Genomic DNA, 26,172 nt, shown 5'->3' with positions numbered 1-26,172 from the left:
TGCCTTCCTATTCCTTTGCTTTTTTCTGTAGATCATAAAGCGTTGACATCGCATCCATCGGCGTCATATGCATCAAATCGATATTTTTAAGGAGCTTGATCAATGTTTGTTCTTGTTTTGTGCGAACCGTCTTTTCTTCAATCGGAAACATCGAGAGCTGCACCTCTTCTCGGATATCTGGGACACTGACAGCCTGATCTGGTACGATAATTTTATCCTCCGAACTCTCCAACTGTTCCAAAATATGGCGTGCTCGACCGATCAACTTTTGCGGTAAATTAGCGAGCTCAGCCACATGAATACCGTAGCTCTTATCCGCAGGGCCGTTTTCAATTTTATGGAGAAAGACCACTTTACCATCCTCTTCTACCGCGCTCACATGGACATTATGCATCTGTGGTAAGGTCTCATCTAAAATCGTCAGCTCGTGGTAATGCGTCGAGAACAGGGTTTTAGCGTGCACCTCTTCATGAATATATTCAATAATCGCTTGGGCCAGTGCCATACCATCATACGTCGCCGTCCCACGCCCAATTTCATCAAACAAAATAAGACTGTTCGCAGTGGCATTCACAATCGCATTACGCGCTTCGAGCATTTCCACCATAAACGTACTCTGCCCAGCAATCAAGTCATCCGCTGCACCAATCCGTGTGAAAATTTGATCGAAAATAGGCAATATTGCTTGTTCTGCTGGGATATAGCAACCGACTTGCGCCATGATCGCCGTTAGCGCAATTTGACGCATGTACGTACTCTTACCAGACATATTTGGCCCCGTGATTAGCAACATACCACGCGAGTCATTCATCACGCAATCGTTCGCAACGTAGCTCTGCGTGCCCATCACTTTCTCCACAACTGGGTGGCGTCCTTGAATGATCTCCAAGTCACCCGTTTTATTCATGATTGGCTTTACAAAATGATTGTTCTCACTAATATTAGCAAAGCTTTGCAAGCAATCGATTTCGCTGATGACTTTCGCTAACTTTTGGAGACGTTCGATGTATTGCTTGACCGTTTCTCGAACCGCAATAAATAATGAATACTCAAGTTCGATACTTTTTTCCTCGGCATCTAAAATGAGGCGCTCTTTCTCCTTCAACTCAGGTGTGATATAGCGCTCGGCATTGGTCAAAGTCTGTTTGCGCTCATAACGATTTTCCGGCAGAGCAGCAATGTTCGCTTTCGTAACCTCGATATAATAGCCAAACACGCGGTTAAAACCAACTTTCAGCGATCTAATCCCCGTTAACTCGCGCTCTTGACGCTCCAATTCCGCAATCCACGTTTTCCCGTTACGACTGGCATCACGATATGTATCCAGCTCCTCGTTATACCCGTCTTTAATAATGCCACCTTCTCGAATGGAAATCGGAGGTGATGTATTAATGGCTCGCTCTAAAACATCGGCCAGCGTCCCACACGGATCAATGGCATCAATAATCCGCGTCAAATTCGGTCGATTCATCGATTTCAACGTCTCTTTCAACAGCGGAACCTGATATAACGAGTGCTTCAATTGCATCAAATCGCGCGCATTCACATTACCATAAGCCACGCGTCCCGCCAAACGTTCCAAATCATATACCTGTTTCAACTGCTCCATCAGTTCCATGCGTTCGAAATAATGGTTAATAAAGCTGTTGACATCCTCCTGTCGCGCCTCAATCTCATCTAAATGAATTAACGGACGATCGATCCACTGCTTCAGCAAACGCCCACCCATCGCAGTTTTTGTCTGATCAAGCAACCAAAGCAATGTGCCCTGCTTTCCTTTTCCACGAATCGACTCAGACAATTCCAAGTTTCGCTTTGAATAATAGTCCATTTTCATATACTGGCTGGTCTCGTAATGCACTGTTTTCTGCAAATGCGACAAATCCCGTTTTTGCGTATCGATAAAATAGTTTAGCAACTTGGCAATTGCTTTCTTCTCAATCGGATGAATCGTGTTCGTTACAAGCGCATGGTATCCATCAGGTAATTCATTATTGTTCTCATACGAAATGAATAACCCTAACTGCTCACGAACAGCCTCTGGAAACGCCTCACTAAACTCAATGCCAACCACCATTTCCTTCGCAGATAGCGTCGTCAATTCATTGATGAGTCGGTCCTCACCCATGGGAAGCACTGTCGATTTCAGCTCTCCCGTTGAAAGATCACAATACGCAAATCCGTACTCCTTCTCCTCGTGTTGAAAGACAGCCGCAATAAAATTGTTTTCCTTTTCCTTCAAGCCCTTTGCTTCCATCATCGTTCCCGGAGAAATTAACTGCACTACTTCCCGTTTCACCATACCTTTTGCAAATTTGGCATCTTCCACTTGCTCACAAATCGCGACCTTGTAACCTTTATCGATCAGCGTATCAATATAACCCGCGGCCGAATGGTACGGAACGCCACACATCGGAATCGGGTTATCCGAGTTCCCAGCACGTGCCGTCAACGTTATCTCCAAAATCTGTGATGCCTGAATCGCATCTTCAAAAAACATTTCATAAAAGTCTCCCAATCGGAAAAACAAAAATGCATCTTTATAATTTTCTTTGATTGCTAAGTACTGCTTCATCATCGGCGTAACTTCTACTGCCATTCCAATCAACCCTTTTTCTCTTTGTTTAAAAGTTATTTTGTCTTATTATTATAGCACAATAGAGTAAAATCATGAAGAAAAGCCCGGTTCAGATACAAAGAAACGATGCAATGCTTTAAAAGCACGCTGCATCGTTATCTCTTATTTTTGTAGCTCAGAAGTGACTTTGTCGCTAATCTCCCGCGTAATCGATTGTAGCAAATCATTCGCCTCTTCCTGTGAACGTCTAAATTCCTGCACGATCGGCAAGTGATCAATCTCCGCTGTCAAAGCATCAATATCATTTTCTGTTTTCTTTACCGCTCCGAATTTTTGATAATGCTCTAGGTTAACAGCCTCTTTTTGCAATTTCTTGATGTCGCCCACCTTCGCAGCTACTTTTTGATTCGTATTAATCTTCGCTTCGGCAGCACGGTAAAATTCCACGGCTTCTGTTTTTTGAAGGGCGTCTTTTAACTCGCGCGCCTTGGCGATGATATCTTCTTTTTGATAGGTCAAAATAGGTACCTCCTTCATCAAAGCGTGAATGGATGATCTTCATTAATCAAAATTCGCTCGATTTTCGTCGCACGGCCCGTCGTGTCATGAATGCTAATCATGCAACCTGATAAAACAGCGCGGCCAGTCTTTGGAACTTCAAACCGAGAAGGCATCGCTGTTAAGAAACGACGCAAACTGGCCTCTTTATCCATACCTAAAATACCGTCATACGGTCCTGTCATACCGACATCGGTCAAATAGGCCGTTCCTTGTGGCAAAATCCGATTATCCGACGTTTGCACGTGCGTATGCGTACCAACAATCGCCGTGACGCGACCATCGACATACCAACCCATCGCTTGTTTCTCGCTCGTCGTCTCCGCGTGAAAATCGACAAAGATAATATTCGTACGTTCGGATGCTTCGGCAATCAGCTCGTCCATTTTGCGGAATGGATCATCTAGGTCCGACATAAAAACACGACCCTGCATGTTGATAACTGCCACTTCCAACTGGTTACTCTTAATAAAAACAAGCCCTGTACCTGGCGTCGTTTCTTCCGGAAAATTCGCCGGTCGCACCAAATACTTCGCATCATCAATAAATTCAAAAATATCGCGGTTATCCCAGGCATGATTCCCAAGCGTGACCGCATTCGCACCTTGTTCTAAAAACTGTTTGTAAATTTTCTCTGTAATTCCACGTCCTGCCGCAGCATTTTCCCCGTTAATGACAGTTACTGTCGGACGGTACGCTTTTTTTAGCTGTGGTAAATATTCCGTAATCATATCGCGACCGATAGACCCCACAACATCCCCAATAAATAATAATTCCATCGTTTTGCTCCTCACTATCTCTATATGTGTTCATTATACCGCGAAACACTAAAAAATACCCGTACTATTTTAAGTATATTATTTCCCGACCAGTTGGCTTCTTCGTTCCAATAAAGCCACATCCCGGAAAATGCCATCCATTTCGCCGAGTTTTTCATGGATACAAAGCGTTTTAAATCCGAATTTTTTATGTAACGCGATACTAGCCGTGTTTTCTGGAAAAATCAATGATTGTAGCGTCCAGAATCCTGCTTTTTCGCTTTCGCTAATCATATGTGCCATCAATGCCGTTCCAATTCCTTTTCCAGCGGCTGTCGGATCGATATAAATGCTTAGTTCTGCAACGCCACGATAGGAAGGCATTGCTGAAAACGCCAATAATGCTGCCCAGCCTATTGTTACGCTATCTTCTACTACGACAAAACGACAAGCGTCCAAATACTTCTGATCCCATACCGCAAAAGTTGGAACTTCTTTTTGAAACGTTGCATTTTTCCCGTCAATGCCTGTTTGGTAAATGCGTGCGATGTCGGAATAATTATTTTTTTGAAAATTTCTGATTTCCCATTTTGTCATCATATCAAATCTCCCATTCTTAGATTACTGCATATTATAGCCCTGTTCCTAAACGGGAAGCAAGGAAAGTGCTCCATACACACCAAAACACGCAGCTCCGATATGGATCCTGCGTGTTTTGGTTACGTGAGGTTACTTCGCGTATTCTACAGCGCGAGTCTCACGGATAACGGTCACTTTAATATGACCAGGGTATTCGAGTTCTTCTTCAATCCGTTTTCTAATGTCTCGTGCAAGTCGGTAAGAAGCAAGGTCATCGATAGAATCTGGTTCCACAATGATACGAACTTCGCGCCCGGCTTGAATAGCGTACGATTTCTCTACGCCTTCATAAGACTCGGAAATTTCTTCTAATTTTTCTAAGCGGCGAATGTAGTTTTCTAGTGTTTCACTACGAGCGCCTGGTCTTGCGGCTGATAAGGCATCTGCTGCCGCTACTAAAACAGCGATGACAGATGTTGCTTCTGTGTCTCCATGGTGGGAAGCGATACTGTTAATAACAATATCATTTTCTTTATATTTGGTCGCAAGTTCTACACCAATTTCGACGTGGCTGCCTTCAATTTCATGATCGATAGCTTTACCGATATCATGAAGGAGTCCAGCACGCTTAGCCATTGTTACATCTTCACCAAGCTCACTAGCCAAAATTCCGGCTAACTTCGCAACTTCTAATGAGTGATTCAAGACGTTTTGTCCGTAACTTGTACGGTAACGTAAACGACCGAGAATCTTGATTAGATCTGGATGAATGGAATGAATACCAACTTCAAATGTCGCTTGTTCTCCGACTTCACGGATATGTTCGTCTACCTCTTTACGAGCTTTGTCGACCATTTCTTCAATCCGCGCTGGGTGAATTCGTCCATCTTGTACGAGTTTCTCCAAAGCAATTCGCGCGATTTCACGGCGAACAGGATCAAATCCGGAAAGGATAACTGCTTCTGGCGTATCATCGATGATTAAATCGATACCAGTGAGTGTTTCGAGTGTACGAATATTACGGCCTTCACGCCCAATAATTCGACCCTTCATCTCATCATTTGGTAGATTCACAACGCTTACTGTTGTTTCGGCAACATGATCTGCTGCAGAGCGTTGAATCGCTAGAGAAAGAATGTTCTTCGCTTTCTTATCTGCTTCTTCCTTTGCCCGAGTTTCAGATTCTTTTACCATCACGGCTGTATCATGTGTTAACTCTTCTTCTACTTGGCTCAAGATAACATTCTTCGCCTCGTCTTTTGTAAGGGCAGATATTCTTTCTAGCTCTACTTGTTGTTTTTCGATCATCTCTTCAACTGTGCTTTCCTTTTCTTCAATATGTTGTTGACGTTTACTGATACTCTCCTCTTTTCTTTCAAGAGTTGCTTCCCTTTTACTTAAAGAAGTATCTTTTCTGTCGAGGTTTTCCTCCCTTTGCAATAAGCGATTTTCTGATTTTTGTAGTTCCCCTCTTCGCCCACGAAGTTCATTTTCGATTTCAGTACGTAACTTATGATTCTCCTCTTTTCCTTCAAGCAATGCTTCTTTCTTCATGGTTTCTGCTTCTTTTTTAGCGTCTTCCGTGATTAATTCAGCCGTACTTCTGGCAGCTGCCAATTTCCGTTCGGAGCTTGATTTATAAATTAGAGAACCAACAACCAGACCGACGATCAAGAAAAGCAAGCTGGAGATGATTGTGATTACGAGTTCCATCCTTACACCTCCTTTGCTATTCAATTCTTTTTAATGGTTATGTCGGTTGCCAGAAATATTCCTGACACGCGTGTATTTTTTTCATTTTTAAATGTAAAATATACAATTTAATTCTATAGGTCAATCCATCTATTGTCAAGGAAAGCGCTAAGATGTAAACGGAATCAAAAAAAACTTCACTAAATTAAGAGATTATATCAAAAAAGCCACCCAGTCATCACGCGATTGGGTGGCTTTTCTTCACTTCTTTTATTTATCTTCATCAAGTAAATCGATTTCTTCTGGTAAAGCGTCTTCTGTAAAGTTAGGTTTTACATCGATTTCGTATTCTTGACGAACACGTTTGGAAATTTCATCGCGAATTTCAGGATGTTCTTTCAAATATTGTTTAGCATTCTCGCGACCTTGACCGATGCGTTCTTCATTATAAGAATACCATGAACCACTCTTATTGATTACATCAATTTCTGACGCCATATCAACAAGTTCACCTTCGCGCGAAATACCTTGGCCATACATAACGTCCACTTCAGCAACACGGAACGGTGGTGCTACTTTGTTTTTGACTACTTTAATCTTGGTTTTATTACCAATAACATCTGTACCATGTTTCAACTGTTCTGCACGTCTTACTTCTAGACGAACAGTCGAATAGAATTTCAACGCGCGTCCACCTGGTGTTATTTCAGGGTTACCAAACATAACACCTACTTTTTCACGAATTTGGTTAATGAAAATCGCAATGGTTTTGGATTTATTGATAGCACCAGATAGTTTACGCAGTGCTTGGGACATCAATCGTGCTTGTAAACCGACATGAGAATCTCCCATTTCACCTTCGATTTCAGCACGTGGCACAAGTGCTGCTACTGAATCGATAACTAGTATATCAACGGCACCACTACGAACTAACGCCTCTGCTATTTCTAGCGCTTGTTCTCCTGTATCTGGTTGCGATAATAGTAGTTCATCAATGTTAACGCCTAAGTTCTTCGCATAAGCTGGGTCTAGCGCGTGCTCAGCATCAATAAATGCGGCTGTCCCACCTTGTGCTTGCACCTCTGCAATCGCGTGTAGCGCAACGGTTGTTTTACCTGAGCTTTCTGGTCCGTATACTTCGATAATACGCCCACGTGGATAACCACCGACTCCTAATGCAATATCAAGTGCTAATGAACCACTGGATATTGTAGAAATATTGTGGTCTGATTGTTCCCCTAACTTCATAATGGAACCTTTACCGAATTGTTTCTCAATTTGTTTTAACGCCTGATCTAAGGCCGCTTGACGATCACTCACATTATTGCCTCCTAGTCTTTATCTATAATATCTAATCCATAAAAACAATCTTCAACGTATGCATCAACTTGCGCGCTTCCTTGTGATAGAAGTGACGTGTTGATTTACGGTCTGTTTTTATTGCCTATAGATACTATACCTTATTTTTTTAAGATATACAAGCAAAAAGCGAATATTTGTTCGTATTTTTTTATTGCTCACCATTTCCATCTCATACTGATCAAATTCGCTTCCTCGCCATGCCTTTATTATAGCGGGTTTACAAGGTTTCGTCTAACCTTTTTTTATCCCTATTGGATCCAGTTTTAACCCCTTATTTCTCTCTTTTCTCTAATTTTTCATCCAAAAAAGCTTTAATCAGCGCAAAACCCTCTTTTACAGCTCGGCGACGATTGTAATTGCGATCTCGGTTGAATGTATAGCGATAGGCAAGCGTGGGATGCTCTACAACGCTTAGACCGATCCAAACAGTGCCAACTGGATGACCTTCTAATGATTTTGGACCTGCTACACCGGTAAAGCTAATTCCTATATCTGTCTTGCATAATTTGCGAATGTTATCAGCCATCTCCATTGCACAAGCTTGGCTGACAACGCCTTCTTGTTCCATCGTTTCTGTGGAGACGTGTAGTAACTCATGTTTCATTTCATTACTGTATGTGACCATCCCACCTTTAAAAATCTTAGAAATTCCTGTTGTGCCACCTAATTCCGCTTGAAATAAGCCAGCTGTGAGGCTCTCAGCTGCTGAAATAGTCATGTTGGCATCCATAAGCTGCTGAATCACTAAATCAACGAGGGTGACCTCTCCAGAGCCGTATATGTATGCTCCGTCCCGCTTAATGATTTCTTCTTCTGATGTTGCAATAAGCTGTAAAGCCTCTTCTCTTGTTTTTGCAGAAGCTGTCAGCCGAATCACGACTTCATTTTCACCCGCATAGGTCGCAATCGTTGGGTTTGTCTGTGTAGCAATTAAGTCTTTCAGGTCATCTGCTAGTTTGGATTCACCAATGCCGAAAAAACGTAATATCTTGGATTCTAATACAATTTTGTGCTCGCTATTTTTTAGTAATAGCGGTTTCGCATATTTTGTAAACATCGGTTGCATTTCTGAAGGCGGACCGGGAAGTAAAACATAGGTGTGGGAATCGGTTTCTAAAAACATGCCAGCCGCGAAGCCGAATTCGTTCGATAACACATGTGATCCTTCAATGATCTCTGCTTGACGCTTGTTGTTTTCTGACATTTTGTCATTTCTTGCCGCAAAAAAGCTTTCAATTTTGGATAAATGGTCTGTGTCATAAATAATTCCTTTTGTTAAATATGATGCTAAAACTTGTTTCGTAATGTCGTCTTCTGTTGGGCCTAAACCACCCGTGAAAATCAAAATATCGCTTTCGTTTTTCGGCGATTTTAATCACTTTTTTCAAACGTTCAGGGTTGTCTCCAACAACTGTATGATGATATACATAAACACCACACTCGGCAAGCTCTTTTGATATGAATGCGGCATTGGAGTTCACAATTTGGCCAAGTAATAGCTCCGTTCCAACAGCAATAATTTCTGCACTGCGCATGAAAACACGTCCTCTCTATTCTTCTATACTACATCTTCTATTTGAAAAATACTAATAGTTGAGATCAAAAAAAAACAACTTATCTAAGCATAGATAAGTCGCTGCATAATTACATAGAACCTTTAAAGATATTACGGTTTTTGTAGAAATAATCCCAACCTGACCAAACAGTGAAGAAGGTGCAAACGTATAGGAAAATTAAATCGATGCGAATACCGCTCCATTCGAACGGCCAGTTGTGTAATAATAACAACGGAATCGCGATCATTTGTGTGAAAGTCTTAATTTTGCCGAGTTGTCCAGCTGCCATTACTTCGCCACCTTCAACAAGTAATAGTCGCAAGCCAGTAACTGCAAATTCGCGACTGATAATAATGATGATGACCCAAGCAGGGGCAATATGTTGCTCTACTAAAACAATGAATGCTGCTGCTACAAGTAACTTGTCCGCCAATGGATCGGCAAACTTCCCAAAATTAGTAATCAGATTATACTTCCTAGCTAGATGACCATCAAACCAGTCTGTCAGTGCCGCAACGATGAAGATTATAGCGGCGATAATGTTTGATACTGGAATTGTGGAATCAAGCCATGTAACTGTTCCTAGACCAAGCGGAGCCACACATAATACGACAAAAATCGGTATTAAGATGATGCGCGCCACTGTTATTTTATTAGGTAAATTCATTTTCCCCACCCCTTCTTTACTATGTAATAACGCAGCGCAGCAATAACTGCTTACGCTTATGCTAGATGCAAAATGTAAGCTTTTATCGCCACGCTGTATTTAGAGCTTGTTATTGCGCGCTACTATCACTACTGTCTGAATTGCTATCAGTCGTGCCAGTATCCGTGCTTGTTGCAAGGTTAATCGTTAATTTCTGCGTAATGGAATCTTTCGCTAGTTCTGCCGCTTGGTCATTGATTTTCATTGCTACCGGTGTTGCATTTCCGACCGTTACTTTGGCAGATTTGCTACTTGCGAGGTCGAATGTTTTCGTTTCGCCGTCAGCAATAATGCCACCGAAAATACTTGAGCCAGCATCATCTGTAACTTGGATCCAACTTTCACCGCCGGATAATGTAAATGTTAAGGATAGCTTATCAGCATTAGAGACCGTATACGTTGTTGCGTTTCCAGACGTATCTGCTTTGATTTCAGTTTTCTTCGGTTCGTCTTTTTTCTCCGTTGTTGTATCTTTTTTCGGCTCATCTTTCTTCGTCGTATCTTTCTTGGTGTCCGTGCCTTTGGTTGAATCATCGACCTTGACAGCAGAATCATTGCTACTTGTATTCTTTACTTCGTCTCCTGATCCACCGGCATTATAAATTGCAAAATACCAAATAACAAAGCCGATAACGACGATAAATAATGCGATTAGAATCTTCGGAACAAGCCCAAAGACAGAATGTGTCGTGTTCGGGTTATCATTACCTGGCTGACTCGCAGCAAGTGGCGCACGACGTTGCTGTGCACGCGTCATTTGCTCGTTTACGACCGCTTCTTGACTTGTAGCTGGAACTTCATTCTCAAATTCTTGAAAAAGCTCTTCGCTATTTAAATCAACGGCCTCTGCGTATTGCTTAATAAAAGCTCGCGCATAGAACTTACCCGGCATTACTGCATAGTTACCTTCTTCAATAGCAACGAGATAACGCTTTTGAATCTTTGTTATTTGTTGTAGATCATCGAGACTTAGACCCTTTGTTCGCCTTGCATTTTTGAGTTTCTCACCTAGTTCGGTCAATTTTAAACACCTACCATTACATAAAATCTTTTCTTACCTCATAAACCATCCACCGTCTAAACGCATCGTTTGTCCAGTCATATAACTTGCGCGATCGCTTGCTAAGAAGGCGACCACTTCCCCAATTTCGCTCGGATTTGCAAATCTGTGCATGGGAATCTCGGTTATTATTGCTGTCTTCTCTTCCTCGTTAAAAAGATGATTCATTTTTGTATCTACCATTCCTGGAGATACTATATTGACAGTCGTGCCTGTTGCAGCTATTTCTTGAGCCAGCGCTTTACAAAATGCAATCTGTGCTCCTTTGACAGCCGAATAAGCCACTTCCATCGCAGCCCCAACTTCTCCCCAGATAGAACTAATAAAAATAATTCGTCCTGATTGACTGTGTTGCAATTTCGGAATCCATTTCTGCAATAACTGCATCGGAAAGTGAACATGAATATCCCATAAATTCTTTATTTCCTGATCAGGCATATCTTGAAACAAGCCGTAATAGCTATTTCCAGCAGCATGAACAAATACATCTAATTGAAAAATTGATTCCTGCAACCAAGTAATCTGGCCAGAATTAGTAAAATCAGCTTGAATCGGGATAACATCCACATCGAAAACAAGTAACTCTTCTCGTAGTAGCTGTATCGCCTCTTTGTTACGATAATAATGCAAATATAAGTGAAATCCTTGTTTTGCAAGCGCAATCGCGATTTCTCTTCCTATATCTCCACTCGCTCCAGTGACTAGCGCGTATTTCGTATCATTTCTCAAAGACGATAATTCCCTTCTATCCATTTCTTTCATCATAGCATGACTTGGCTCCAAATGCCATTTATTTTATTAAAATTAAAAAATTGATGGTCACTCCGGTACAATTTGAAAAGTCGTCACACGTTCTTCCATATAGATCCGTTTCAAAAATGCTTCTATGTCCGCGACTGTCACTGCTTCGATTGCCGGCAAAATGTCGAATAGTGATGCTTCTTCAAAGATGTATTGCGAAAACTGATTAGCGATAAATTCCGGTGAGTTTAAGGAACGCAGAAACTGCCCCATTTTTTTACGTTTTATTAGTTCTAAATCTGCCTCTTTGAAGCCTGTCTGAATAGCATTGGCAAATGTTTCTTTAATTTTTCGTTCTTGCAGATCTGGATCTTTTGCGTCACCACCAACGAGCACAAAAGAAAAGCTGTCTTGTAAACTATAATCAAAACCAAACGTATCGTCAATAATACCTTGGTCGTATAATTCTAAGTAAGCATCTGATGTTGTGCCGAATAAGAGTTCTAACATGATATCAGCAGTCATTTCGTGTTGCACCGCTTCTTTCCCTCGTAATAAACCGATATCTTCTTTAATCGCCACCAGATTTTTCGCAATTTGAACGGGGAACGCCAATGTTTTCTTCTTCACTGCGACAGATTTAGGCTCCTCTGGGAAATGACGCTTCACGGGTTTTGCGGGTGCAAAGGTTTTCTTCGATTGGTTATTACGAACTTGCTCAATCGCTTGCTCTGGATCGACATTACCGACAATGAATAAAATCATGTTACTCGGATGATAAAATGTATTGTAGCACAGGTACAATAAGTCTTTATCAATGTCAGCGATGGATTCAACGGTCCCTGCAATATCAATTTTCACAGGGTGGTGATGGTACATGTTTTCAATCGCACCGAAATAAACGCGGAAATCAGCATCATCATCGTACATTTGGATTTCCTGACCGATAATCCCTTTTTCTTTCTCCACTGTCTCTTCGGTGAAGTATGGTTCTTGAACAAAATCAACAAGTGTCTCTAAGTTTTCTTCCACGCTCGATGTACTTGAGAACAGATAAGCAGTGCGTGTAAATGATGTAAAAGCATTGGTAAAAGCGCCCTTTTCACCAAATTTAAAGAACACATCCCCATCTTCTTTTTCGAAAAGCTTGTGCTCTAAGAAATGCGCGATACCATCAGGAACACGTGTAAAATCTTCTTGGCCAATTGGCACGAATTCATTATCAATCGAGCCATAATTTGTTGTAAAAATTGCAAATGTCTTACTGAATCCGTGTTTGGGCAAGACGTATACTTGCAATCCATTCTCTAACTTTTCATAGTATACAGCTTCTTTTTAATTGATCATAGCTTTTTTTATTCATTGGAATCAGCTCCTTTGCTTAAGAAATAAATCGTATCGAGTTCAAATGAACCTGTAGCAGCAACGACTTCTTCTTTTGTCACAGCAGCGATTCGTTTTAACCAATTCGCTAAGTCGAGATTCGCTTTTTTCAAAGTATTATTATAGGCAAGTTCAATTAAACCTTGCGCTTGATCGTTTGCTTCCAATAGCTGATTGGATAACATCGCTTTTGTTTGTGATAGTTCTTCTTCCGTAAAATCGCCAGCTTGCATAGCCGCCACTTGTTCTTTAATAATCGCCAAGGCTTGATCGTAATTTTTCTCGTCAATCCCTGCAGAAATCAGCATGAAGCCATGGAATGAATCTATACGGCTATTCGCGTAATAGGCCAAACTCGCTTTTTCGCGGACATTAATAAAGATTTTCGAATTGGCAAAACCGCCGAGTAAACCGTTCGCCAGTTGCAATGGGACATAGGCATCTTCACCAAATAAAATATTCGTTCGGTAGCCAAGCACAAGCTTCCCTTGATTAATTGGCTGATTTTCCTTCACAGTAGTAACGTTCTTAGGATGGATAGGTGCTATCACATCAAGCTCACGATAAGCGCGATCGGCAAATGGTAAGGCTTTAATCAATGGAATAACCGCGTCTTTTTGCACATCGCCACAGATAAATAAATCGATGGTATCCTCCGCTAAAAACTGTTGATAGTATTCAAATAGGTCGGCACCTGTGATGCCAGCAATGTCCTCTAAAACACCAGCCGCGCCATATTTATAATTCTCATCGGCAAACATGATCTCTGTTAACCGTTTGTTGGCATAGCGAATTTTATCATCGTAGACGCTTTCTAAACGCTGCGCCAAGTTCTCCTTTTCGCGTGCTACGGTTGCTTCATTAAAACTTCCGTCCGCCACATTGGGATTAAAAATAATTTCTTGAATAAGCTCAAATGCTTGTTGTAGTAATGCGTCTCCTTCAGGGACAAATTGGCCGTCCACCATATCAAGCACGGCCGTAATAATGTGCTCATTCCCTTTTTTATCAACCGATGCGTAAAAATTGGCACCATAAAGACTTGCAAGTTCTTTACGAAATGCGGTTTGCGTCGGATATTTTTTGGTATTTGTTTCAATTAAAGCAGCGATCAAAGCCCGTTTTGTTGTGGTTGCGCGATCAAGTGGCGCTCTAAATTTAAAGACGATTTTATTGGATTTATATTTGTCGGAAGGAATAAGCGTTAACTGAATCGCTCCAACTTGTTCTTTATATTCCTGTTTTTGAGTCGTCATAAAAAATCCCTCCTTCATTTTACTGAACCTTGTTATTGTACCTTATAATACGCATCTAAACAATTAGAAAGCCCAGTTTCGTTAGTTACAACTGAAACCGGGCTTTCGCTTTTATTTACCTTTAATATAATTGATACCATCTGCTTTTGGCGCTTCGGATTTACCAATGAGTCCCACTAGCGCAAGAATCGTTAGTACGTATGGGGCAACTTGTAAGTAAACGTCTGGAATGTCGCTGAAGAATGGTAGTTGACCACTGATAATGCTCAGACACTGCGCAAATCCGAAGAAAATCGCAGCTCCCATTGCACCAAGTGGATTCCATTTACCAAAAATCATCGCTGCTAAGGCCATATAACCTTGACCAGAGATCGTTGCATGTCCGAAATCTAGCGTGAACGATTGGGCGTAAACTGCTCCGCCAAGCCCACCTAGAATACCAGAAATAATGACACCTTGATATCTCATCCAGCGAACTTTGATTCCCATCGTGTCAGCTGCTAGAGGATGTTCCCCAACAGAACGAAGACGCAAACCAAAGCGCGTTTTATAAATAATAAACCAAGATGCAATCGCCACAAGAATCGCGACGTAACTCATAACCGGCACATTTTTGAAGAAAATATCGCCAATGACAGGAATATCTTTCAAAACAGGAATATCCGGCTTACCAAAATAATGTTTAATTTGATCGGTTTGTCCTTTATCGTAAATCACTTTAACGAGGAACAAGGAAATACCGAGTGCTAAAAAGTTGATCGCAACACCACTAATAACGTGATCGGCGCGGAAATTAATCGTTGCAACGGCATGTACGAGTGAGAATAAACCGCCGACAAGCATCCCTGCAAAGAGGGCAACCCAAGGCGTCCAGTCACCGAACACATCAGCAAACGTTAAGTTGAAGACAATCGATGAAAATGCTCCCATGATCATCATACCTTCGAGACCGATATTAACAACACCGGCTCGCTCAGAAAATACGCCTCCGAGCGCTGTAAAAATGAGTGGTCCAGCCATTAACAATGTACTGGAGACAATAATCGCTAAAGTCGAAATCATTTTGTTTTCGCCCCCTTCGCAAATTTATCCATTGCCCAGCGAATAATATAACTAGAAGCAACGAAAAAGATAATAAGCGCGATAACCACGTTTACTAACTCATTTGGAACTCCAGCGACAGCAGGCATGTTTAGCGATCCTACTTTTAACGCTCCGAATAGAATAGCGGAGAAGATAATACCAATTGGTGAATTACCACCGAGTAAAGCAACGGCAATACCGTCAAATCCGGTACCTGGAGATGTTGGTAATACATACGCTGTTCCGTAGTTACCAAGACCTTCCATCGCGCCAGCAAGCCCAGCAAGTCCTCCAGCAATGATCATCGAGACAACGATTGTTTTCGCGACGCTCATTCCGGCATATTTCGAAGCATTTTGGTTAAAACCAACCGATTTCAATTCGTAACCAAATGTCGTTTTATTAATCACGAGCCACATGATAAGTGCGCAACCGACAGCGATCAAAATTCCCCAGTGAAGCGACGAATATTGCGTCATTTCTTGTAGGAACGGTGATTGAAGTGATGCGGATGCAGGAACCTCTTTTGTTTTGTCCAATTGTTTCGTCAGTACGTTTTGCACGATATAGTTGAAAATATAAAGCGCTGTGTAGTTCAACATGATCGTCACGATAACTTCATTCACTTTTAGCGTAGCTTTTAAGATCCCTGGAATGAAAGCCCAGAAAGCGCCACACACGATTCCAGCAAGCAAAGCAAGCGGCAAGTGAATCCATTTATCTAATCCGTCAAAACTCAGACCTACTGCAACAGCACCGATCCAGCCCATTAACAGCTGACCCTCTGCTCCAATATTGAAAAGCCCTGCTTTAAAAGCAATCGCGATCGAAAGACCGACTAGAATATATGGCGTTGCTTGACGTATCGTTTCTCCAAGATAGAAAGAATCGCCAAACGCGCCTTGGAAAAGTGCAATGTAAGCGTCTATCGGATTGTATCCGAATAGCAACATAATAATAGCTCCAAAAAGTAAGCCTAGAATAACGGCCGTAACTGGTATAACAAGGGCTTGAACTTTTTTAGACATGCGTTTTCTCCCCCGTTTCCCCTTTAGATGATCCGGCCATCAGTAGACCAAGTTCTTGCTCGGTTGTTTCCTCAGGTTTCACAATAGCCACAATCTTACCTTCATAAATAACCGCGATTCGGTCACTCACATTTAAAATTTCATCAAGCTCAAAAGACATCAGCAAAATAGCTTTGCCCTCGTCACGTTGCTCAATTAAACGACGATGAATAAACTCAATCGCACCAACATCAAGTCCACGCGTCGGCTGTGCCGCAATCAGGAAATCTGGGTCACGGCTAATTTCACGCGCGATAATCGCTTTTTGCTGATTTCCACCAGAAAGTGCTTTCGCCGCAACGTATTCACTACTTGTACGCACATCATATTCTTCAATTAGTTTACGCGCGAAATCGTACATTTCCTTATGATTTAAGAAACCTTTATTCGAAATTGGTTTTTTGTAGTAGGTTTGTAATGCAATATTTTCACCGAGTGACATCTCTAGAACGAGTCCATGTTTATGGCGATCCTCAGGAATATGTCCCAACCCAGCTTCGGTAATACGGCGTGGTTTTTTGTTTTCAATGTGTTCGCCTTTTAGCAAAATCGAGCCCGTCGTTGCTTTTGTCAGCCCCGAAATCGCTTGAATAAGCTCGCTTTGGCCGTTACCATCTACCCCAGCAATACCGACGATTTCACCAGCTCGAACGGTGAGGTTCAATCCACGAACGCTCTCCACGCCACGACTTTCTTTCACAACAAGGTCCTTCACTTCCAGCACATCTTTTCCTGGACTGGCAGGTGTCTTCACGGTAGTAAAAACGACTTCGCGTCCAACCATGAGATTGGCTAGTGCTTGTGGACTTGTTTCAGGAACATTCACAGTTCCCATCCCTTTACCGCGCCGGATAACCGTTACGCGATCGCACACGTCCATGATTTCTTTTAATTTATGAGTAATCAGGATAATCGACTTGCCCTCTTTAATTAGCGTACGCATAATCGAGATTAATTCTTTAATTTCTTGTGGCGTCAGCACGGCCGTCGGTTCATCAAAAATAAGAATATCTGCCCCGCGATACAATGTTTTCAAAATTTCCACACGTTGTTGCATACCAATCGAGATGTCACTAATTTTAGCATTGGGGTCTACTTTCAAGCCGTAGCGATCTGAGATAGCTTGTATTTCTTCCAGCGCTTTTTTCTTCTCGATGACGCCAAACTTACTAGGCTCTTTCCCCAAAATAATATTCTCAGCTACGGTAAATTTATCGACAAGCATAAAATGTTGATGCACCATGCCGATTCCGAGATCGTTGGCCTTATTAGGACTATGAATTAGCTCCGTTTTGCCATTGACGCGAATTTCGCCACCATCTGGTTCATAAAGTCCGAACAAAACATTCATCAGTGTTGATTTCCCAGCACCGTTCTCACCTAGCAGCGCGTGAATTTCGCCACGCTTGAGTTGCAAGGTGATGTTATCGTTTGCTACAAACCCAGAAAATTCCTTTCTGATCCCTAACATTTCAATAACATAATCCACTGTCTCACTCCCTTTACTAATAACAAATATCCATTGAATGGATTGATTTCTTTTTTGATGTAAACCGTTTTACAAGCGCTAAGTTTATGCAAAATAGTTCCCTTTTGATGACAAATAAAGTGCGATATGTAGTCTTCCAAAAAAGTCTTCACCTTATTCTATTTCGAAACGCTCCGTATTGCAATTCATTTTTATAAAAAAAGCGTAAAAATAGACGTTATTTTATAAAAATATGCTTTTTGACCTACGATTAGAGAATATAATCCAACGCTTAATAGGTTAAACCGCTTACAATACGAACAAAAAATAAAAACATCCTCCGATCATTAATGAAAAATAAAAACCGGTTGAGAAACCGGTTTTTATCTTTTAACGTTTTATCAAGGTTTTTGTGGAACTTTGATGTCACCGTTAATGATTTTTTGCTTGTATTCATCTACTTTTGCTAAGACTTCTTTGCTTAGGTTATCTTGACTTGAAGAAAGACCTACGGCATTTTTATCAAGACCGTATTCGATTTTCTCGCCACCAGGGAAGTCGCCAGCTTTTGTACGTGTCGCCAAATCATCCACTGCAATGTCTACACGTTTGATTTCAGATGTTAATGTTACGTTGTACTCTTTACCATCATTTGCTGTGACAGCTCCTTCGTCCCACTGGTCACGGTCAACACCGATTACCCATACAGCACGTGCAGGATCTTTTTTCTTCAAGTTTTTCGCTTCAGCAAACACACCGTTACCAGTTGCACCAGCTGCGTGGAAAATAATATCTACGCCACCATTGTACATACCAGCTGCAATTTGTTGGCCTTTATCTGCTTTTGCGAAATCATTTGCGTATTGCACTTTTACTTCTGCTTTCGGGTTCACGGCTTTCACGCCTTCTGTGAATCCAGCTTCAAAGCGATCGATAACAGCGCCTTTTACACCACCGACAAATCCAACTTTGTTTGTTTTAGTCGTTAAACCGGCAACAACACCAACAAGGAATGAACCATCTTGGTCCGCAAATCCGATACTTACAACATTGTCGCGATCTGTAATCGTATCATCAACAAGTGCAAATTTGTTTTTTGGTTTTTGTTTTGAAACGTCTTCAATAGCGTCTTTTAGTTTGTAGCCAATACCATAAATAAGGTCATAGCCACTGCGGACTGCTGTATTCAGGTTGGTTTTGAAATCTGCTTCAGAAGCGGACTGCAAGTAGTTATAGCCATCTGTTCCTTTTTCAAGGCCGTTAGCTTTACCGAACTTTTGCAAACCTTCCCATGCTGATTGGTTAAATGAACGGTCATCTACCCCACCAGTATCTGTTACCATTGCTACAGTAAATTTATCACTGTCGCCACTGCTCTTCTTACTGTCATCTGATGATCCACACGCCCCAAGCACAACGCCTGTTGCTAAAATCATGGATAGTGCTAAAGCAAATGTACGCTTTTTCACCTTAAAACCCCTCCCGAGAGATAAAATTATAGTTATTAGCACCCCAAATGCGAACGATTAGAAAATATGTATGGTATATGTTCCCCTTTTGCGTATCTAAAAGTCCTCTTTGAAAACGGATACTGTAACTCTTTTTAATATACCACGGAATGTAAAATAAATAAATATCGAAGCTCAAAGTAAATATTCAAAATATATTCTGAATATTAATTCTTTTTTAGAGTAAATGGCTTGCAAGTGAAGTCAAAGATCAGCATAATAGGTATATGTGCTTCAAATGGTAGCATAATTTTGAATAGAGACGAGATGGTTATCATGAAAGTTGGTTTTATTGGGTATGGCAGTATGGCAGATTTATTGACGCGGCAGTTTTTAGCGCATACGGATCTGGCACCTTCAGAAATAATTGTATACACGCGGTCAGAAAATGAAAAATTGAAAGATATTCATGAGGTATTCCCCGATGTGACGATTGCCAAAACGAGTCAAGAAGTATTTGAACAAGCAGTGCATACGTTTCTTTGCGTTTTACCCTTGGGTGTTTTGCCTGTTCTCTTAGAAAATAAGCAGGCACTTTCTAGCAACAAGCATGTAATTTCAATTGCTGCAGGGGTATCTATCAATGATTTGAAGCATGTCACGACGGATGCACAGTATAGTAAATTAATCCCTTCATTAACCACATCTGTTGGGATTGGAACAAGTTTAGTTAATCATGACGCATCTGTTTCCGAGGCAAACCAAACGTGGTTGAATGACGCGCTTGGGGCATTTAGTTCTGTCATCGAAGTAGCGGAGGAGGATATTGATTTGGCTAGTGATTTGACGAGTTCATCGCCAGGTTTCATTGCTGCTATCTTTGAACAATTTGTTCAGGCGGCCGTTCGTAAGTCTGACTTAACGGAAGCAGAAGTTTTTCAAATGATTAGCAATTCCTTAGCTGGAACATCTAAACTATTGGCCGAGCAGGACTATACATTTCATTCATTAATTAAGCGTGTAGCAACAAAAGGCGGGATTACAGCTGAAGGTGTAGCGCTTAGTGAAGACAAGCTGCCTGCGTTTTTTGACGAATTACTCGAACGAACCGAACGAAAATACGACGATCACCATAAAGAAATTAAAGATCAGATCAAAACGTTATTTTAAAAAGAAGAAAATAAAAAACGTAAGGCGCCATTTCTGTGCTTTACGTTTTTTGTTTGGAAAGTTATTCTTCGTATTCCGGTATATCACTAATATTCACGCGGCGAGGTTTACTACCCTCGTGTGGACCAACAACGCCTCGCTGTTCCATTTCATCGATGATTCGAGCTGCGCGATTGTAACCAATACGGAATTTGCGTTGTAACATGGAAACCGATGCGGTTTGCATGTCGCGTACGAGCTCTACGGCTTCGTTGTACAGTTCATCCTCTGCGTCTATATCTACATCTGGTACTTCATCAGGAATCATATCTTCGTTATACTGTGCTTTTTGTTGGGCAACAACGAACGAAACAATATCTTCGACTTCTTGGTCTGATAGGAACGCTCCTTGAATTCGCACAGGTTTGCTAGAGCCCACAGGGAGAAACAGCATATCCCCACGACCAAGCAACTTCTCAGCGCCTCCCATATCCAAAATAGTTCGAGAGTCAATCGAACTCGAGACGGCAAAAGCAATTCGAGACGGGATATTGGCTTTGATGACCCCCGTGATGACATCAACAGACGGGCGTTGTGTCGCAATAATAAGGTGTATTCCTGCCGCACGCGCCATTTGCGCTAATCGTGTGATCGCATCTTCCACATCATTTGAGGCAACCATCATCAGGTCGGCCAACTCGTCAACGATGACCACAATAAACGGCAACTCGGCCTGTTTTGCTTCATTTTGCTCATTCTGTTGACGTACATGCGCATTATAGCCAGCCATGTTTCGTGTCCCAGTATGAGAGAATAAATCGTAACGACGCTCCATCTCTGACACTACTTTTTGCAAGGCTTGTGCTGCTTTCTTCGGATTGGTCACAACCGGCGCAAGTAAGTGCGGAATACCGTTGTAGACGTTTAACTCTACCATTTTCGGATCGATCATCATCATTTTTACTTCATGTGGTTTGGCGCGTAATAGGATGCTTGTGATGATGCCGTTGATACAGACAGATTTCCCACTTCCTGTTGCCCCAGCGACAAGCATATGCGGCATTTTATCAAGATTAGCAACGATCGCATCTCCAGAAATATCACGCCCTAAGGCAATTTGTAGCTTCTCGTCTGGTCGATCATTCGGATTGTTTTCCAACACTTCACGAAGTGCTACCATCGCGACGGTTTGGTTAGCGACCTCAATGCCAATGGCTGATTTCCCTGGAATCGGTGCTTCGATACGGATGTCTTTAGCAGCAAGAGCAAGAGCGATATCATCACTCAAGCCAACAATCTTGCTTACTTTTACGCCCACAGATGGCTGTACTTCGTATTTTGTAACCGCTGGACCTAGGTGGACTTGCGTGATCTTGGCTTTGACACCAAAACTTTCAAATGTCGATTCTAACTTCTGCGCATTCGCCTTAATTTGGTCGTACTCTTTACTCTGATCAGTCGGTTCTGCTGGTGTTAACAAATCGATTGGTGGCAACTGATAGATCTCATTCTCAAAAGATTCCTGCTGAAAAGTGATCGGCGGTGCTTCGTCATCTTGTGTAGATTCTAACTTCACTTCTTTTTTAGCGGTTTCTTGTGCTTTCTGAAAGTTAGAGATGATCGGCGGTAATTTCGGTTCCACTGGCTCTTCTGCCACTTCAAGAATCGGCTCAGCTTCTTTTACATTTGGTTTTGGTTTCACTGTTTTCTTTGGCTTTACCTTCCGCTTCTTGCCCTTTTCAAAAAGACGATCCATTTTATCAAAGAGGGGATGCAAAACGGCGACTACTTTTGTATAGGCTGTTTTTAGAGGGATTCCTGTCAACAAAGATAATCCATAAATCACAAGCATTGTCGCGATAATATTGGTGCCAATACGGTCTATTAGAAAATATGTAACGGTAACAATTCCCGAACCAATAATGCCACCGCCAACTTGATCGATTTGACTCGGATGCCCCAGGTTTTCAATGAGTAGCTTCCACATCGTGCTAAAAATCGGCGCTCCATCTGCGAGTACATGTGTTACATACCACATTTGAAAAAACGTCAAAAAGCCAAGAAATATTAAATAGCAACCGTTTAAGCGTTTCGTGAATAGAGGCGGGAATTCCCCTTTAAAGATAAAATAAATACCAAGAATGGCCAATCCAATAAGGAGGGCGATCGCTAAGTCCCCTGCGATAAACTCGCCTAGCGCATAGGCAAGTCGCCCAATAAAGCCCAGATTAAAAATACCGATTAAGCTAAGACCAGCAATGATCACGCCACTTATCTCAAAGGAGTATGATTTCGTTTGTTTGCTTTTTCTTTTCTCGTTCGTTTTTTTCGAGCGTAGATGATTTTTTTCTTTGTTTGATTTGCCAAATTCCCCACCCTATCTATTTTTAAATCCCACTCATTATAACATAAAATTGATGGATAAACCTCCACCTTTAGTACGAAATGCGAAAATACGTTCTTATACGTAAAAAAGACATTCCCTTGTTCGGAAACATCTTTTTTCACATCATAAATGCGGCGTTTTCTTATTCATCATTTTGCCACCACGAACTTCTGACATATTATTCCCAACGGCCAAGAAAGCCTCCGGGTCAATGTCGTCCAAAATGGAAATTAGTTTGGGTTCTTCAAAGCGGGAGATAATAACGAAAACTACTTTTTTTATATCACCCGAATAACCACCTGATGCATCAATGTACGTCACACCTTTTCCGAGTTGATCGACGATTTCGGCACCAATTTTTTCGTAGTGTTGGCTAATAATAAAAGCACTTTTCGATTCATCTAAACCACTTATGACAATGTCAATTACCTTGTAGGCTAGGAAATACGTGATTAGGGAATACATCGCGCGATCCCAGTTGAAAACTAACCCTGCAACAAGGAAAATCACGATATTGATTGCCATAATAATTTGGCCGGTAGAAAAAGGTGTTTTGCCATTGATAATAATCGATACGATTTCTGTACCATCTAGCGCCCCACCATTACGAATTACGATACCTACGCCCAGTCCCAAAGTAACCCCACCAAAAACAGTTGCGAGCAATAAATCATCTGTTACTGGTTCTAAATCGTGTAATATAAGCGTTACAGTCGACATCACGGCAATACCATATAGTGTGAAAAGTGCAAAACTCTTCCCTATTTTACGATAGCCGATGATGAAGAACGGGATATTAAGAACAAATGTTAAAACACCTAGTGGCGCTGGCGTTAGCTGGGAAATAATGATGGAAATACCGACAATTCCTCCATCCAGAATGCGATTATTAACTAGAAATAACTCTAATCCAACCCCCATCAAAATAGCACCTAGCGTGATCATCAGAATTTTATAGATCAGCCATTTTTGTTTTGTTGCGTTTTTTTTACAAATACCTCTTGTACTACCGTCTCTTCTAACGCAGTTTCTACTGATTGCAAAAGCTATCCACTCCCATACGATTTTTTCTCTACTATAAATTATATCATATTATAGTAGTCGGTTAAATAATTATTTCATAAATTGAACTATTCAGATGGAAAGTTAATGTATTGCCTCTTGCATCATTGGCTATAAATATAGTATCATAGACAATGCGCAAACTAGGAAATTCATTTTTCCAATAAAAAATAATTAAGGGTGGTTAGAACATGAGCAGCTATCAAGTGTTGTTATATTACAAATACACAACGATTGATAATCCTGAGCAATTCGTAGCCGAACATCTCGCTATGTGTAAAGAAATCGGTCTGAAAGGACGGATTTTAGTAGCAGAGGAAGGCATAAACGGTACTGTTTCAGGGACAGTCGAGGAAACGGAAAAATATATCGAGGCGATGCACGCAGACGCGCGTTTTGCTGACATGGTATTCAAAATTGATGCGGCAGACAAGCATGCTTTCCAAAAAATGCACGTTCGTCCGCGCCCAGAAATTGTTTCCCTTTCACTCGAAAACGACGTCAATCCTTTAGAAATTACGGGAAATTATATGGAACCTGAAGAATTCCGCGAGGCTTTAAAAGACGAGAACACAGTCATTCTGGATGCAAGAAATGATTACGAATTTGATCTAGGTCATTTCCGTGGTGCGATTCGTCCAGATATCGAGACGTTCCGTGATCTACCGGAATGGGTAGAAGAGAACCGCGAATTATTTGAAGATAAGAAAGTTGTGACGTATTGTACTGGCGGCATTCGCTGTGAGAAATTCTCCGGTTGGTTGAAAACAGCTGGTTTCGATGATGTTTCTCAATTGCATGGCGGTATTGCCACCTACGGAAAAGATGAGAAGGTGAAAGGCGACCTTTGGGATGGCATGATGTACGTGTTTGATGAGCGTATCGCTGTTCCAATCAACCGTGTGGATCATACGATTGTTGGGAAAGACTACTTCGATGGTACACCTTGTGAACGCTACATCAACTGTGCTAATCCTTATTGTAATAAGCAAATCCTCGCGTCAGAGGAGAATGAGGAGAAATATTTACGCAGCTGTTCGCATGAATGCCGGACACACCCAGCTAACCTATATGTCAAAAAACACGCACTAAGTCCAGAGGATTTAGAAGCGCGTTTAGCAACACTCGAAACACCGATAAGCGCTAAATAAATGAAGAAAAGAGTTGTTACCAATCACGGTAGCAACTCTCTTTTTATGTTCTATTCGCGAGATGATCGGTGGGCACATGTCTCAGCTTAGCAAAATGTTTTAGATCCCCTTCAATAAGTATCGCTTTTTGAGCCAATTCAGGAATCCCTTTCGCGCCAAGAAGCGTCATAATACTTCTTAGCTCCCCCTGCCAATTTTGTAACATCTGGATGGTTGTTTCGACATCTGTTCTTTTCAATTGATGTAAGACAACGCCAGATATACCAACAGATTTAGCGCCCAACGCCAGGCATTTCACAATATCTAGCGGTGTTTTTATGCCTCCTGATGCGAGTATTTCTCCGGAACTATTTTGGCAATCAAGTAGAGATTCTGCCGTCGTTAAGCCCCAATCTTCTAAATACCGATACGCTCCGTCACGACGCCGGTCTGATTCAATTTTAGCGAAATTAGTTCCACCTTTACCACCAACATCCAGCGTTTTCACACCAACGTTTTGCAATTGTTCCATTAATTCGCGACTCATTCCAAAGCCAACTTCTTTCACTATCACAGGAAATTCATGTAGCGCAACGATTTGCTGAATGGCCTCTAACCAATTGGAGAAATCACGGTCTCCCTCTTTCATCACGAGTTCTTGTGCCACATTAATATGTATTTGTAAAGCATTCGCTTCCAACATTTCTACAGCTTTCCTAGCATTATCCACTGAATTATTCGCGCTCAAATTTGCAAAAATTTTACCAGTCGGGTTTTCCTTTCGAACGATGCTATAGGTGTCGATCATATCCGGATCTTGCAATGCCGCTGATTGTGAGCCAACCGCCATCGCAATGCCAGTTTCACGTGCGATAATCGCCAAGCTTTGATTGACTTGCTTCGTTCGGGTACTTCCACCGGTCATGGCATTGATATAGAATGGTAATTCGAAACGCTGATTTGCAAATTCCGTCTGTAGTGAAACGGAGTTTGTATGAAAATGCGGTATGGGCTGCGGTACAAATCTGACATCAGCAAACGACGTCATCCCCTCATCAAATTGCCCATATGCAAGCGTAATATGTTCATCCTTGCGGCGCGATCTGTGTTGATCCTCCATCCCTATTCCTCCTCTTCCTATCAAAAAAAC

General features: G+C 41.6%; 18 protein-coding genes and 3 pseudogenes. 2 read left to right on the top strand and 19 right to left on the bottom strand.

Annotated features, from left to right (window positions below; translation table 11 throughout):
- Positions 1-7: 7 nt before the first annotated feature.
- From mutS to PGRAN_RS03240, 16 genes and pseudogenes are all read right to left on the bottom strand, one after another.
- Positions 8-2,599 (bottom strand): DNA mismatch repair protein MutS, encoded by a 2,592-nt coding sequence (mutS, locus tag PGRAN_RS03315; RefSeq protein ID WP_036065288.1) that lies wholly within the window; start codon positions 2,597-2,599, stop codon positions 8-10.
- Positions 2,600-2,740: 141 nt separating this feature from the next.
- Entirely contained in the window at positions 2,741-3,115 is a 375-nt protein-coding gene (locus PGRAN_RS03310) for a YlbF/YmcA family competence regulator (protein ID WP_376699082.1), read from the bottom strand.
- The gene (locus PGRAN_RS03305) at positions 3,115-3,915 is read right to left on the bottom strand and encodes a TIGR00282 family metallophosphoesterase (RefSeq protein ID WP_036065014.1); all 801 of its coding nucleotides are present in this window, start codon (positions 3,913-3,915) and stop codon (positions 3,115-3,117) included. Before PGRAN_RS03305 ends, PGRAN_RS03310 begins: the two co-directional genes overlap by 1 nt.
- Positions 3,916-3,993: 78 nt before the next feature.
- The gene (locus PGRAN_RS03300) at positions 3,994-4,491 is read right to left on the bottom strand and encodes a GNAT family N-acetyltransferase (RefSeq protein ID WP_036065012.1); all 498 of its coding nucleotides are present in this window, start codon (positions 4,489-4,491) and stop codon (positions 3,994-3,996) included.
- 132 nt (positions 4,492-4,623) lie between these two features.
- Positions 4,624-6,186: a ribonuclease Y gene (rny, locus tag PGRAN_RS03295; RefSeq protein ID WP_036065010.1), complete on the bottom strand. Its 1,563-nt coding sequence runs from the start codon at positions 6,184-6,186 to the stop codon at positions 4,624-4,626.
- A 249-nt stretch (positions 6,187-6,435) separates the two neighbouring features.
- On the bottom strand, positions 6,436-7,485 hold the full coding sequence (gene recA / locus PGRAN_RS03290) for a recombinase RecA (protein WP_036065008.1): 1,050 nt from the start codon (positions 7,483-7,485) through the stop codon (positions 6,436-6,438).
- A gap of 313 nt (positions 7,486-7,798) precedes the next feature.
- Positions 7,799-9,062, bottom strand: a pseudogene (locus PGRAN_RS03285) (competence/damage-inducible protein A).
- Between the two features lie 109 nt (positions 9,063-9,171).
- Entirely contained in the window at positions 9,172-9,750 is a 579-nt protein-coding gene (pgsA, locus tag PGRAN_RS03280) for a CDP-diacylglycerol--glycerol-3-phosphate 3-phosphatidyltransferase (protein ID WP_036065006.1), read from the bottom strand.
- 109 nt (positions 9,751-9,859) lie between these two features.
- Entirely contained in the window at positions 9,860-10,810 is a 951-nt protein-coding gene (locus PGRAN_RS03275) for a helix-turn-helix domain-containing protein (protein ID WP_036065004.1), read from the bottom strand.
- 33 nt (positions 10,811-10,843) lie between these two features.
- Positions 10,844-11,578, bottom strand: a complete 735-nt coding sequence (gene ymfI / locus PGRAN_RS03270; protein ID WP_036065287.1) for an elongation factor P 5-aminopentanone reductase — start codon at positions 11,576-11,578, stop codon at positions 10,844-10,846.
- Positions 11,579-11,668: 90 nt separating this feature from the next.
- A pseudogene (gene yfmH, locus PGRAN_RS03265) lies at positions 11,669-12,925 on the bottom strand (EF-P 5-aminopentanol modification-associated protein YfmH); the annotation flags it as partial.
- 20 nt (positions 12,926-12,945) lie between these two features.
- On the bottom strand, positions 12,946-14,229 hold the full coding sequence (gene yfmF / locus PGRAN_RS03260; protein ID WP_036065002.1) for an EF-P 5-aminopentanol modification-associated protein YfmF: 1,284 nt from the start codon (positions 14,227-14,229) through the stop codon (positions 12,946-12,948).
- Between the two features lie 111 nt (positions 14,230-14,340).
- Positions 14,341-15,291, bottom strand: a complete 951-nt coding sequence (locus PGRAN_RS03255; RefSeq protein WP_036065001.1) for an ABC transporter permease — start codon at positions 15,289-15,291, stop codon at positions 14,341-14,343.
- Positions 15,288-16,340, bottom strand: coding sequence for an ABC transporter permease (locus PGRAN_RS03250; RefSeq protein WP_036065000.1), 1,053 nt, complete (start codon positions 16,338-16,340; stop codon positions 15,288-15,290). Before PGRAN_RS03250 ends, PGRAN_RS03255 begins: the two co-directional genes overlap by 4 nt.
- Positions 16,333-17,868, bottom strand: a complete 1,536-nt coding sequence (locus PGRAN_RS03245; RefSeq protein ID WP_036064999.1) for an ABC transporter ATP-binding protein — start codon at positions 17,866-17,868, stop codon at positions 16,333-16,335. The genes PGRAN_RS03250 and PGRAN_RS03245 overlap by 8 nt, the downstream gene beginning before the upstream one ends.
- A gap of 380 nt (positions 17,869-18,248) precedes the next feature.
- Positions 18,249-19,316 (bottom strand): BMP family lipoprotein, encoded by a 1,068-nt coding sequence (locus PGRAN_RS03240; RefSeq protein ID WP_036064997.1) that lies wholly within the window; start codon positions 19,314-19,316, stop codon positions 18,249-18,251.
- 312 nt (positions 19,317-19,628) lie between these two features.
- On the opposite strand from PGRAN_RS03240, the gene proG reads away from it, so the two are divergent.
- A complete protein-coding gene (gene proG, locus PGRAN_RS03235) occupies positions 19,629-20,465 on the top strand; it encodes a pyrroline-5-carboxylate reductase ProG (RefSeq protein ID WP_036065285.1) in 837 nt (278 codons plus the stop codon).
- Between the two features lie 61 nt (positions 20,466-20,526).
- Here proG and PGRAN_RS03230 read toward each other — a convergent pair.
- Positions 20,527-22,803, bottom strand: a pseudogene (locus PGRAN_RS03230) (DNA translocase FtsK); the annotation flags it as partial.
- A gap of 150 nt (positions 22,804-22,953) precedes the next feature.
- On the bottom strand, positions 22,954-23,775 hold the full coding sequence (locus PGRAN_RS03220; protein ID WP_149023965.1) for a YitT family protein: 822 nt from the start codon (positions 23,773-23,775) through the stop codon (positions 22,954-22,956).
- A 308-nt stretch (positions 23,776-24,083) separates the two neighbouring features.
- On the opposite strand from PGRAN_RS03220, the gene trhO reads away from it, so the two are divergent.
- The gene (gene trhO, locus PGRAN_RS03215) at positions 24,084-25,043 is read left to right on the top strand and encodes an oxygen-dependent tRNA uridine(34) hydroxylase TrhO (protein WP_036064990.1); all 960 of its coding nucleotides are present in this window, start codon (positions 24,084-24,086) and stop codon (positions 25,041-25,043) included.
- A 43-nt stretch (positions 25,044-25,086) separates the two neighbouring features.
- On the opposite strand, the gene fni is transcribed toward trhO, so the two are convergent.
- Entirely contained in the window at positions 25,087-26,142 is a 1,056-nt protein-coding gene (gene fni / locus PGRAN_RS03210) for a type 2 isopentenyl-diphosphate Delta-isomerase (protein WP_036064988.1), read from the bottom strand.
- Between the last annotated feature and the right edge of the window lie 30 nt (positions 26,143-26,172).

The organism is Listeria grandensis FSL F6-0971 (genome assembly GCF_000525835.1).
Lineage (GTDB): Bacteria > Bacillota > Bacilli > Lactobacillales > Listeriaceae > Listeria_A > Listeria_A grandensis.
This window is presented reverse-complemented; position numbering and strand designations above follow the sequence as displayed.